The organism is Acidovorax sp. NN32, from assembly GCF_057597245.1.
Window position 1 is genome coordinate 4,708,771 of sequence record NZ_CP199679.1, and the last position, 11,907, is coordinate 4,720,677.

Genomic DNA, 11,907 nt, shown 5'->3' on the forward strand with positions numbered 1-11,907 from the left:
CCACCGTGTTGATGGCAGTGTGGGTGGACAACGCGGGGGTCTGGCGCCGCAGCGGTTCGCCCCCATACACTGCCATGTATGAAACGCACGCCCGACACCATCAGCACCCTGCGCGATATTCTGACGCACTGCCGCACCCTTGCGGTGGTGGGACTGTCGCCCCAATGGCACAGACCCAGCTATTTCGCGGCCAAGTACATGCAGGCACATGGCTACCGCATCGTGCCGGTGAATCCGCTCGTCGCGCGCGAGGGCGGGCAGATCCTGGGCGAAACCGCCTACGCCAGCGTGACCGAAGCCGCTGCCGCGCTGGCGGCGCAGGGGCAGAAGATCGACATGGTGGACTGCTTTCGCAAAAGTGAGGACATCCCGCCGCTGGCCGATGAAGCCATCGCCATCGGCGCAAAGTACCTGTGGCTGCAACTGGGGGTGTTCAACGAAGCGGCCAGGCAACGCGCCGAGGCCGCCGGGCTGCAGGTGATCGAAAACCGCTGCGTGAAGATCGAACACGCGCGGCTGTTTGGCGGCCTGGGCTGGATGGGCGTGAACACACGGGTCATCAGCGCCAAGCGCCTGCGGCAGCTGCCTTACTAGTCAATTCGCAGCCAAGCTCAAAGCTATCAAATTCATAGCTATTAGCGCTTATCCATAAAGCGCTAGCAGCCAATTTCCTCAAAATCCCATGTCCTCAGCCCCCTCCAATGGCGCCGACCGCGAGTTCGGCTTTGGCACCCGCGCCATCCACGCCGGCGCCCAGCCCGACCCCGTGACTGGCGCACGCGCCACGCCCATCCACCAGACGACGAGCTTTGTGTTCGACAACGCCGAGCACGCCAGCAGCCTGTTCAACCTGCAGACCTTTGGCAACGTCTACAGCCGCATCAGCAACCCCACGGTGGCGGTGTTCGAGGAGCGCATTGCGAGCCTCGAAAGCGGCCGTGCCGCACTGGCCTGTGCCAGCGGCATGGCCGCGCAGATGGCGGCGCTGCTGGCCATCCTGAAGACCGGGGACCACATCGTGGCGGCCAGCACGCTGTATGGCGGCACGGTGGGGCAGCTGGGCGTGGGCTTCGCGCGCTTAGGGATAGAGACCACCTTTGTGGACCCGGCTGACCCCGAGAACTTTGCCCGTGCCATGCGCCCCAACACCCGCGCCGTGTATGGCGAAACCATCGGCAACCCGCTGGTCAACGTGCTTGACATCGCCGCCGTGGCCGAGGTGGCGCATGCCCACGGCGTGCCGCTCATCATCGACAACACGGTGGCCAGCCCCTACCTGTGCAACCCGCTGGCGCTGGGCGCCGACATCGTGGTGCACAGCGCCACCAAGTACATCGGCGGCCACGGCACCACCATGGGCGGCGTGGTGGTGGAGGGGGGCAAGTTCCCGTGGGACAACGGTAACTTCCCCGAGATGGTGGAGCCCAGCCGGGCCTACCACGGCGTGAAGTTCTACGAGACCTTTGGCGACTTCGGCTACACCATGAAGGCGCGCATGGAGGTCAACCGCACCTTTGGCGGCGTGCTTTCGCCCATGAACGCGTGGCAACTGTTGCAGGGCGCCGAGACGCTGCACCTGCGCATGCGCGAGCACTGCCGCAATGCGTTGGCGGTGGCGAAGTTTCTGCAAAGCCATCCGCAGGTGGCGTGGGTCAACTACCCGGGTCTGGCGGATTCGCCGTACTACGATCTGGCGCAAAAGCAGTTTCGTGCTGTGGACGGGGCGCCAGGCGCCTCGGGCATCCTCACGTTCGGCGTGAAGGGGGGCGCTGCGGCGGGCGAGAAGTTCATCGACGCCTGCGAGTTCCTGAGCCACCTCGCCAACATCGGCGACGCCAAGACGCTGGTGATCCACCCCGCATCGACCACCCACCGCCAACTGAGCGAAGAAGAGCTGGCCCGCGCTGGCGTGAGCGCGGACATGGTTCGGCTGTCGGTGGGGATTGAAGACCTGGACGACATCCTGTGGGACGTGGACCAGGCGCTGGGGCGCGCAGCGGGCTGATCACCCAACAACCTACACGGGGCCGACCGGCGCGCCCAACCGCTGCGACAAGCTCCGCGCCGCCTCGCGCAGGTGCTGCGCCGCCGGGCTGGCCGGCCCGGTCTGCAGCGTGGCGCTGGGGCCGATCACGGCGATGCACAGCACCAGCTGCCCAAACCCATCAAACACCGGCGTGGCCAGCGCGCTGATGCCGGGCAGGAGCTGGTCGGTCACCTCGCTGATCTGGTGCTGGCGCACAGCCTCCAGCTCGGCCGCAAACGCAGGCTCGTCCAGTGCTCCCGCAAACCCTTCGGCCGCCAGCGCAGCCGCTGCCCGCTCTCGCGGGCCGAAGGCCGCAAACACCTTGCCCGTGGCCGTGTGCCGCACCGAGGCCGTGGTGCCGTGGCGCATGGCTACATACACGGCGGTGGGGCCTTCTTCCACACGGATGATGGTCGGGCCGTTGTCGCCCCAGACCGAGGCCGACACGGTGTAGCCGATGCGCTGGGCCAGCGCGGGCAGCTCGGCAATGGCCAGGCGCACCGGGTCCACCTGCTGCAGGCTGATCAGGCCCAGCTGCATGGCCAAGGGGCCCAGGCCGTAGTGGCCGCTCACGGCGTCCTGCTCGATCAGGCCCAGCTTGCCGAAGCTCACCAGGTAGGGGTGGGCCTTGGCGGCCGTCATGTCCGCCGCGCGGGCCAGGTCCTTGAGCGCCATGCGCCGGCCGGTGCGCGCCAGCACCTTCAGCAGCTGGCCGCCCACCTCCACGCTCTGAATGCCGCGCGGGCTGCGAGGCGTGTCTTCGTCGTCGGCGGGGGGCAGGTCGGGGGTCGTGGTGGGCATGGGGCGATTGTCCACGCAGCGCAGCATCCACCACCCGTTCGGGTTTACACCTAAACAAATGCGTTAGACATGAACGAATTTCTTGCCTAACATCAACACATTCCGTTTAGATAAACGCATTCACCATTAACAAATCACCACCATGAGCACCGTCAAAACCTTTGCCTCCGCCGCCGACCTCGAAGTGAAGAAGGTGAGCTTCGACAAGCTCTCCGACCACGCCTATGCCTACACGGCCGAGGGCGACCCCAACACCGGCATCATCATTGGCGACGACGCAGTGATGGTCATCGACACCCAGGCCACGCCTGTGATGGCGCAGGACGTGATCCGCCGCATCCGCGAGGTGACGGACAAGCCCATCCAATACGTGCTGCTCTCCCACTACCACGCGGTGCGCGTGCTGGGCGCAAGCGCTTACGGCGCCGAGCACATCATTGCCAGCGAAGACACGCGCGACCTGATCGTGGAGCGCGGCCAGTTCGACAAGGACAGCGAGATCGGCCGCTTCCCGCGCCTGTTCCAGAACGTGGAGAGCGTGCCGGACGGCCTGACGTGGCCGACCATGACCTTCAACAAAAAGATGACCCTGTGGCTGGGCAAGCTGGAGGTGCAGATCCTGCAACTGGGCCGGGGCCACACCAAGGGCGACACGGTCGCCTGGCTGCCGCAGGAAAAGATCCTGTTCAGCGGCGACCTGGTGGAGTTCGACGCCACGCCGTATGCGGGCGACGCGTACTTCCAGGACTGGCCGCAGACCCTGGACAACATCGCTGCGCTGAAGCCCGAAAAGCTGGTGCCCGGCCGGGGCGCCGCGCTGCAGACGCCCGAGCAGGTGCAGGCGGGCCTGGCCGGCACACGCGCCTTCATCAGCGACCTGTACGAGAGCGTGAAGGCCAGTGCCGCCAAGGGCGAAGACCTGCGCAAGGTGTACGAGGCCACGTTTGCCAAGCTGCAGCCCAAGTACGGCCACTGGGTCATCTTCAACCACTGCATGCCGTTTGACGTGACCCGTGCGTACGACGAGGCCACGCAATACCCCGACCCACGCATCTGGACCGCTGAACGCGACATTCAGATGTGGAAATCGCTGGAAGGCTAGGCAGAGAACAACCCCCTGAGGCGCTGCGCGCCTTCCCCCTTCTCTCGAACCGCTGCGCGATTCGGGAAGGGGGACGACGCCCTCGCTGCGGGGCGGCCCTTGCTCGGCGTCCCTCGCTCAGGGCGCGCCAGTTGCAAAGGTCAGCTCTCTACATCAGGCAATCGATCAAACACGAAGGTCGTAGAACATGAATCCCAGAGACATTCCCCGCGAGGCTTTTCACGCCAGTGGCGCCGAGGTGCAGGCCATCGACTTCGGCTACGTGCGCTCGCCCGACCAGGACCGCACCACGCCCGCACAGCAACCCATCGTGGTCATCGGCGCGGGCCCCGTGGGCCTGTCGCTCGCCATTGACCTGGCCCAGCGCGGGCAGCGTGTAGTGGTGCTGGACAACGACCACAAGCTCTCCATCGGCTCGCGCGCCATCTGCTTTGCCAAGCGCACGCTCGAAATCTGGGACCGCCTGGGCGTGGGCCAGCGCATGGTGGACAAGGGCGTGTCGTGGAACCTGGGCAAGGTGTTTTTGAAGGACGAGCAGCTGTACGAATTCAATCTGCTGCCCGAAGAAGGCCACGAGCGTCCCGCCTTCATCAACCTGCAGCAGTACTACGCCGAGGCCTACTTGGTGGAGCGTGCGCTGCAGTTGCCAGGCATCGACATCCGCTGGCACAACAAGGTCACGGCGGTGCAAAGCCGCGCCGACGGCGCGCTGCTGAGCATCGACACGCCCGAGGGCCCCTACCAGATTGATGCGCAATGGCTGGTGGCCTGCGACGGTGCGCGCTCGCCCACGCGGCAGATGCTGGGGCTGGAGAGCAAGGGGCGCATTTTTCAGGACCGCTTCCTGATCGCAGACGTTAAGCTGGCGGATAAGGCGAACTTCCCCACCGAGCGCTGGTTCTGGTTCGACCCACCCTTTCATCCCAACCAAAGCGTGCTGCTGCACCGCCAGCCCGACAACGTCTGGCGCATCGACTTCCAGCTGGGCTGGGACGCCGACCCCGAAGAAGAGAAAAAGCCCGAGAACATCATCCCGCGCGTGAAGGCGCTGCTGGGTGCGGATGCACAGTTTGAGCTGGACTGGGCCAGCGTCTACACCTTTGCCTGCCTGCGCATGGACCAGTTCGTGCACGGCCGCGTCATCTTCGCGGGCGACAGCGCCCACGGCGTCTCGCCCTTTGGCGCACGCGGCGCCAACAGCGGTGTGCAGGACGCGGAGAACCTGGCCTGGAAGCTGGACTGGGTGCTCCAGGGTCGCGCCAGCACCGCACTGGTGGGCACGTATGGCCCCGAGCGCGAATACGCGGCCGACGAAAACCTGTGCAACTCCACGCGCGCCACCGACTTCATCACGCCCAAGAGCGAGGTGAGCCGCCTGTTCCGCGACGCGGCACTGCACCTGGCGCGTGAACACGCCTTTGCAAGGCGCATCGTCAACAGCGGCCGCCTGTCGGTGCCCGCCACGCTGCACCAGTCGCCCCTGAACACGCCGGATACCGATCACTTCGCAGGCACCCAGGTGCCCGGTGCCGTGCTGCTGGACGCGCCCTTGACGAAGCAGGGCCAGCCCACTTGGCTGCTGCGCGAGCTGGGGCCGGACTTCACGCTGCTGGTGTTTGGCCCGGCCCCGGCATGGGCCCATGACCTGCCCGGCGTGAAGGTGCTGCAGATCGGCATTGACGTGATCGACCACCAGGCGCTGGCCGCCCAGCGGCTGGATGCGCTGCCGCGCACCGTGTACCTGGTGCGGCCCGACCAGCATGTGTGCGCACGCTGGCGCACGCCCACCGAAGCGCCTGTGCACAGCGCACTGGCCCGTGCCACGGCCGCAGCCGTCTGACCAGGAAGACGACAAGGAACATGCCCATGCTGAACACACAACCGAACCTGCAGGCCTGCGACGACTTCTATGAAGCGCTGATTTCCGCGCACCAGGGCCTGTCCACGCCCGAGAGCCACGCCATGAACGCACGCCTGGTGCTGCTGCTGGCCAACCACATCGGCGAGCAGGCCACGCTGCAGCACGCGCTGCAACTGGCGCGCGGCAGTGCCGTGCCCACGGCCGACCGGCGCACCACCCCGGCCATCACACCTGTGGTGCCCACCCACGCGGTGGTGGCCTAGCCTCACCTTTTTTACCCCACAGCTCCAGCACCGCGCAGACGGTGCGGGGCCCAGGCTTTGCCTTCATTTTTTGACAACACCACGGAGACAACACATGCAGCGCAAACACTTCCTCGCCACCCTTGCCGGGTTGGCCCTGGCCACCACCCTCCCCCTGGCCCACGCCCAGGACACCAAACCGCTCGAATGGGTGGTGGGCTACGCGGCGGGCGGCGGCTCGGACATCGTCGCGCGCACGATTGCCGAATCGATGTCGGCCACGCTGGGCCGCCCCATCGTCATTAACAACAAGCCCGGCGCGGGCACCAACATTGCCGCCGAATACAGCGCGCGCAACAGGGACTACGGCAACCTGATGTTCTCGGCCGACTTCGCCACGCTGGCGGCCAACCCGTTCTTGTTCAGCAAGCTCGCCTACAACGCCGAAAAGGACTTCCAACCCGTGGGCCTGCTGGTGCGCTTCCCGATGTTCCTGGTGGTGTCCAACAACGTGCCCGCCAAGAACCTCAAGGAATTCATGGCCTGGGCCAAGGGGCAGGCCGATGGCGTGAACTGGGCATCCGCCGGACCGGGCAGCCCGCACCACCTGGTAGGCGAGCTGTTCCGCGAGCAGAGCGGACTCAAGCTCACGCATGTGCCGTATCGCGGCGCAGCACCGGCCATCCAGGATGTGATCGGCGGCCAGGTGCCCGCGATGTGGATCGACAGCGCCACGGTGTACCCGTTTCTCAACGGCGGCAAGGTCAAGGCCATTGGTGTGGCCAGCCCGCAGCGCGTGACGACCATGCCCGATGTGCCCACGATGTCCGAACAGGGCCTTCAAGGGTTTGAAGGTTTTGCATGGCAGGGCCTGGTGGTACCCACGGGCGCATCGGCCGATGTGGTGGCCAACTTCAGCAAGGCATTGCAGACAGCCCTGGCCGACACGCGCACCAAGGCCCGCCTGCAGGCCCTGGGTGTGGAGCCCATGCCCGGCACGGCCGCCCAGATGGGCAGCTTTGCGCGCACCGAGCGCGAAAAGTGGGGCCGAGTCATTACGAAGGTGGGCGTGAAACTCGATTAACTCCCTGAACGGCTGCGCCGGTTTCCCCCGGAGGGGACGCCATCCGTGGCCTGGCAGCGCCAGTTCCACGGTGGCGCAGGCAAATGCCACGCTCCTGTCGCAGGGCACTCAGCGGCTGCGTGCCAGCCGCCGCTTGCGCTGCAGGGCGGGCGCCAGCCACAGCAATTGCACGGTGGCATAACCCAGCGCCGCCATCACCAGGCCCAGCGTGGGCAGGCCCACCAGCAGCGGTGTGCCCAGGGCCTGCATCCAGGCGCCCAGCGCCTGCACCGAGAAGTCTCCGCCCGGCACCACGCTGCTCCACGCAGGCAAAGTCTGGGTGCCCGGCATCACCAACGCGCCCAGATAGAAGGCCAGCGCATACAGCGGCACGGTGGTGAGCGGATTGGTATAGAACGTGGCCACCCCGCCCGCCACGATGTTGCCGCGCAGCCAGGCGCAGACCAGCAGCGTGCCCGGAATCTGCAGCGGCCCGGGGATCAGCCCACAGAACAGGCCCGCCGCCACCCCGCGCGCCAGGGGCTGGCGCTGAAAGCGAAACAGCTCGCGCCGCTCCAGCCAGGGGCGCAGACGGATGAGCCAGTCCCGGTCCAGGTGTGCGCGGGCGCGTGGCTCCAGGGCGCGCAGCCAGCGGCGCAATGAACAAAGCATCTGGCTTACCACTGCACTCAGTCCTTGCGCGGCAGGGCCGGAGCGCCATGGGCGCTTTCGCCCGAGCTGCGCAGCGACAGGAAGATCGAGCCAGTAATCAGCGACGCCGTCACCAGCAGCGCATAGCCGATCGGGATCTTCACAAAGTCGATGAGCAGCATCTTGCCGCCAATGAACACCAGCACCAGCGCCAGGCCATAGGCCAGCAGGTGGAAGCGGTTGGCCAGGTCAGCCAGCAGGAAGTACAGCGCACGCAGGCCCAGGATGGCGAAGATGTTGGCCGTGAGCACAATGAACGGATCGCTGGTGATTGCGAAGATCGCAGGAATGCTGTCCACCGCGAAGATGATGTCGGTGGTGCCGATGAGCACCAGCACCACAAACAGTGGCGTGAAGTGCTTGACGCCGTTGATCATGGTCGAGAGCTTTTCGCCATCGAACTGGTCGGTGATGCGGATGCGCTTCTTCAGGAACTTGAGCACCGGGTTGGTGGCGATGTCGGGCTCCTGGCCCGCAGCAAACCACATCTTCACGCCCGTGATGACCAGGAACGCGCCGAACACATACAGCAGCCAGTGGAAGGTGGCCAGCAGCCAGGCACCAGCCAGGATCAGCAGCGTGCGCAGCACGATGGCGCCGATGATGCCGATGATGAGCGCGCGCTTCTGGTATTGCGGCGGCACGGCAAAGTAGCTGAACAGCATCAGGAAGACGAAGATGTTGTCCACCGACAGGCTCTTTTCGACCAGGTAGCCGGTGATGAACTGCATCGACACCGTGTTGGCTACCTCGCGGCCCTGGCTGCCGTCCAGGTACCACCACAGGATGGCGACGAACACAAAAGCCAGCGAGAACCACAGCACGCTCCAGCGCAGCGCCTCCTTCATCGTGACCTTGTGCGCGCCCTGGCGCTCCATCACCAACAGGTCGATGGCAATGGCCACCACCACAAAGACGGCAAAACCCGTCCACATCCACCAGGTGCCTATTGTTTCCATGATCTTTCTCCAAATGGGGAATGCTTGGCCGGGCGCCCACCCGGCAACAGACCCGCACTGTAGGGATGCATTGGATTCTTAAAAACCTGTCATATTGGTAGCATTGGTTCGGTTTTTACGAACCAAACCCCACACCCTTCGGAAGAACCCATGAGCCAGAGCTTCAACTACCGCCATCTTTTCTACTTCTGGGTGGTGGCCAAGGAGGGCGGCATCGCCCGCGCCGCCGAGCGGCTGGACATGGCCGTGCAGACCATCAGCGCCCAGGTGCGCGAGCTGGAAAAGTCGCTGGGCGTGAGCCTGCTGCGCACCGAGGGCCGCAACCTGGTGCTGACCGACGCGGGCGTGGCCGCGCTGCACGAGGCCGACCACATCTTTGCGCTGGGCGAGCTGCTGCCCGTGCGCGTGCGCGAGGCCGCCACGGGCCAGACGCTGCGGCTGAACCTGGGCATCTCCGACGGCATTGCCAAACTGGCCGTGCACCGGCTGCTGACGCCCGTGCTGGACGAGCCCCATCTGCGCCTGCTGTGCCACGAGGGCGAGTTCCAGCCTCTCTTGGGCGAGCTGGCCCTGCACAAACTCGACGCCGTGCTGGCCGACCGCGCCGCGCCGCCCAACCCGGCCCTGCGCACCACCAGCCAGTTGCTGGGCACAAGCGCGATTGCCTGGTACGCCCCCCCGCTGTGGGCCGAGGCGGCGGCCAACAACTTTCCGCACAGCCTGGCCGTGGTGCCCGTGCTGCTGCCCACCGACCACGCCGCCATGCGCGCGCGCATCGACCACTGGCTGGAGCGCGAACGCATCCGCCCGCGCATCGCGGGCGAGTTTGAAGACAGTGCGCTGCTGAGCACCTTTGCCGCCACCGGCATGGGCGTGATGCCCGCGCCGGTCTCGCTGGGCGAGCACCTGGCCACCACACACGGCCTGGTGCAGGTGGGCACCACGCCCGACGTGCAGGAGCAGTTCCACCTGATCTACAGCGCCCGCAAGGTGATGCACCCGCTGCTCACCCGGCTGCTGGAGGCAGGGAGCAGCGGATCACTCCTGAATTGATAGCTATCAGCGCTTATCCATCAGGCGCAAGAGGCCAAAAAAATCTAAAACTCAGCGCACACAGAACCCTGCGGCCCGTCAGTCGCGCCCGGCCCGCTCGATGTGCAGCGCCGCCGCTGCCGGGTCGGAAAAGCACAGCTCGTGGCTGCCCGGGCACTCCACCAGGCGGAACAGGCCGAGCCGCTCCGACAGGCGCGGGTGCCAGGGCAGGCTGTGGGGCAGCGCGGTGTCCTGCTGTGCGTTCAGGTAGCTCTTGCCTACCTCCAGCGCGGCCAGCGGCACGGGCAGTTGTGCGGGCTCGGTGAAAGTGCGGTAGGGGTGGGGGCTGAGCAGCGCGTAGGTGCTTTGCGCCAGGGCCTCGTCGGCGTCGTTGATGAAGGCCTCGCGCCAGATGGGGTACGGCAGCATCACGGCATTGCCATTGCTGGCCGCCACCTGATCGAACAGCGCGCGGTAGTGCGGCGGCACCAGGTCGTTCAGGCACTCGCCCGGCTGCGGCACAAAGGCGTTCCAGTAAACCAGACGGCGGATGCGCCCGGGCAAGCGCGCAGGCATGTGGCTGATGACCATGCCGCCGTAGCTGTGGCCCACCAGGCGCACGTCGGTCAGGCCTTGGCCTTCGATGAAGGCCGCCAGCGAATCCACCGCGTCGGCGAGACCCGTGGCCGCGCGGTCGTCGCCGGGGTTGTTGCCCGCGAGCGTGGGGCAGTGCACCGTGTGGCCCCGCGCGCGCAGGTGAGTGGCGGTGGCTTCCATCTCGGCACCGGTGTGCCAGGCGCCATGGACCAGGACGTAGGTATCTGGCATGCGTGTGTCTCCTTGGGGTTGTGTTGCAGGACCGGGCTATCCGCCCTGCCGCTACCTTAGAAACACTGGGTGGTGCTGAATGGACTGTGCGTGCCAGTCGGCTGTGCTGGATGTGCCAGAGCGCTCACCCACAGGCCAGCGCGGCCGTCTCAACGCTTGGCCTCATTCCGTTTCCAAATCATTCGTGTCTAGGCGCGAAGCCGCAGACAGTGCTGTAGCACGGCAAGGCGAAGCAACAACGACACGGATGATGTGGAAACGGAATCAGCCGCCGCGCCGCCACTGCGCGGGGGACACGCCCATGGCGCGCTGAAAGGCGCGTGCGAAGTGCGAAGGGTCCGCAAAGCCGCAGCGCCGCCCAATTTCGCCCACGGCCACATGGGCCAGCTGGGGGCGGCGCAGCAGATCGCCCGCCCGCGCCAGGCGCAGTTCGCGCAAAGTGCCCGCAAAGGTGTGGCCCTGGGCCGCAAACGCCCGGTGCAGGGTGCGCAGCGACACGCCCGCCTCCTGCGCCAGCGCCGGGGCCGAGAGGCTGGGCTGGTCGATGCGCGCCCGCAGCAGCGCGCACAGGTGGGCGTGCAGGCTGCCTGCCGCCGTGGGGGCGGGTGGCTGGGGCGGCTCCAGCGCCGCGCACAGCAGCGCGCCCAGGTGGTCGGACAGCAACGCGGGTGGCAGGGCCTGCGCCGAGGCCGGGTCACGCGCCAACTGCACGGCCAGCGCTCCCAGGCTCTGGCCCCAGCCCTGGTCGCGCCAGGCCACGCGCGGCCCGGGCGCCTCGGCCTGCTGCAGCCACTGCCCCACCCAGGCGCGCGGCAGCTGCAGCGACACACAGTGCACACCTTCTGGGAAATGCAGTTCGTACGGCCGGGCCGAATCCAGCAGCACCACATCGCCCGGGCGCAGGTGGGCCACATGCCCATCCTGGCGCACATGCCACGCGGTCTCGGCCTGGCCGATCAGGTAGAAGGGCAGTTGGCGGCTGCGGGCAATGCCAGCAGGCGTGCGAAACACGTCCTGGGTGGAGGCCCGCACGCGGTTGATGGACAACGTCTCCACCGGCAGGCTTTGCAGCTCGCCGCCAAACAGCGGTGCCTCGCGGGAGCTGCAGTCCATCTCCAGAAACGCCTCGCAGATCGCGCCCACCCAGTAGTCCAGGCGCGCGGGCGGCGCCACCACGTCGGTGGTCCACTGGCGCAGAGCAGCGGGGGACGAGGGCGCGGGAGCGACGGCGGGCATGGCGCCCAATCTACCGGCAAGGGTGCCGGGCGGGCAACAGGGCAAG

12 protein-coding genes are annotated in these 11,907 nt (G+C 66.7%); 7 read left to right on the plus strand and 5 right to left on the minus strand.

All coding sequences use genetic code 11. The annotated features are described in order from the left end of the window. Positions 1 to 78: 78 nt before the first annotated feature. Positions 79 to 594, plus strand: coding sequence for a CoA-binding protein (locus ACT89O_RS21680; RefSeq protein WP_218301554.1), 516 nt, complete (start codon positions 79 to 81; stop codon positions 592 to 594). 88 nt (positions 595 to 682) lie between these two features. Then, the gene (locus ACT89O_RS21685) at positions 683 to 2,005 is read left to right on the plus strand and encodes an O-acetylhomoserine aminocarboxypropyltransferase/cysteine synthase family protein (protein WP_487261147.1); all 1,323 of its coding nucleotides are present in this window, start codon (positions 683 to 685) and stop codon (positions 2,003 to 2,005) included. A 12-nt stretch (positions 2,006 to 2,017) separates the two neighbouring features. Here the strand turns inward: ACT89O_RS21685 and ACT89O_RS21690 are convergent, their stop codons facing one another. After that, positions 2,018 to 2,827 carry an IclR family transcriptional regulator gene (locus tag ACT89O_RS21690; RefSeq protein WP_043565733.1) on the minus strand — a complete coding sequence of 270 codons (810 nt, stop codon included), beginning with the start codon at positions 2,825 to 2,827 and terminating at the stop codon, positions 2,018 to 2,020. 142 nt (positions 2,828 to 2,969) lie between these two features. Here ACT89O_RS21690 and ACT89O_RS21695 point away from each other — a divergent pair, with 142 nt between their 5' ends. The 4 genes from ACT89O_RS21695 to ACT89O_RS21710 all read left to right on the plus strand — a co-directional run bounded on the left by ACT89O_RS21695 (position 2,970) and on the right by ACT89O_RS21710 (position 7,116). Next, positions 2,970 to 3,929: an MBL fold metallo-hydrolase gene (locus ACT89O_RS21695; RefSeq protein WP_055398344.1), complete on the plus strand. Its 960-nt coding sequence runs from the start codon at positions 2,970 to 2,972 to the stop codon at positions 3,927 to 3,929. Between the two features lie 187 nt (positions 3,930 to 4,116). After that, positions 4,117 to 5,769, plus strand: a complete 1,653-nt coding sequence (locus tag ACT89O_RS21700) for an FAD-dependent oxidoreductase (protein WP_487261148.1) — start codon at positions 4,117 to 4,119, stop codon at positions 5,767 to 5,769. Positions 5,770 to 5,795: 26 nt separating this feature from the next. Continuing rightward, entirely contained in the window at positions 5,796 to 6,053 is a 258-nt protein-coding gene (locus ACT89O_RS21705) for a DUF2783 domain-containing protein (RefSeq protein ID WP_487261149.1), read from the plus strand. 94 nt (positions 6,054 to 6,147) lie between these two features. Beyond that, positions 6,148 to 7,116 (plus strand): Bug family tripartite tricarboxylate transporter substrate binding protein, encoded by a 969-nt coding sequence (locus ACT89O_RS21710; protein ID WP_487261150.1) that lies wholly within the window; start codon positions 6,148 to 6,150, stop codon positions 7,114 to 7,116. A gap of 108 nt (positions 7,117 to 7,224) precedes the next feature. Here ACT89O_RS21710 and ACT89O_RS21715 read toward each other — a convergent pair whose 3' ends face one another. Next, positions 7,225 to 7,767 carry a DUF2062 domain-containing protein gene (locus ACT89O_RS21715; protein ID WP_121421334.1) on the minus strand — a complete coding sequence of 181 codons (543 nt, stop codon included), beginning with the start codon at positions 7,765 to 7,767 and terminating at the stop codon, positions 7,225 to 7,227. Positions 7,768 to 7,784: 17 nt separating this feature from the next. Next, positions 7,785 to 8,765 carry a TerC family protein gene (locus tag ACT89O_RS21720; protein WP_487261151.1) on the minus strand — a complete coding sequence of 327 codons (981 nt, stop codon included), beginning with the start codon at positions 8,763 to 8,765 and terminating at the stop codon, positions 7,785 to 7,787. A gap of 150 nt (positions 8,766 to 8,915) precedes the next feature. Here ACT89O_RS21720 and ACT89O_RS21725 point away from each other — a divergent pair, with 150 nt between their 5' ends. Next, positions 8,916 to 9,818 carry a LysR family transcriptional regulator gene (locus ACT89O_RS21725; protein ID WP_487261152.1) on the plus strand — a complete coding sequence of 301 codons (903 nt, stop codon included), beginning with the start codon at positions 8,916 to 8,918 and terminating at the stop codon, positions 9,816 to 9,818. A 78-nt stretch (positions 9,819 to 9,896) separates the two neighbouring features. Here the strand turns inward: ACT89O_RS21725 and ACT89O_RS21730 are convergent, their stop codons facing one another. Both ACT89O_RS21730 and ACT89O_RS21735 read right to left on the minus strand, forming a co-directional pair. Continuing rightward, positions 9,897 to 10,625 (minus strand): alpha/beta hydrolase, encoded by a 729-nt coding sequence (locus tag ACT89O_RS21730; protein ID WP_487261153.1) that lies wholly within the window; start codon positions 10,623 to 10,625, stop codon positions 9,897 to 9,899. A 264-nt stretch (positions 10,626 to 10,889) separates the two neighbouring features. Then, complete coding sequence (locus ACT89O_RS21735) at positions 10,890 to 11,861, minus strand: helix-turn-helix domain-containing protein (RefSeq protein ID WP_487261154.1); 972 nt, start codon at positions 11,859 to 11,861, stop codon at positions 10,890 to 10,892. Positions 11,862 to 11,907 lie beyond the last annotated feature (46 nt).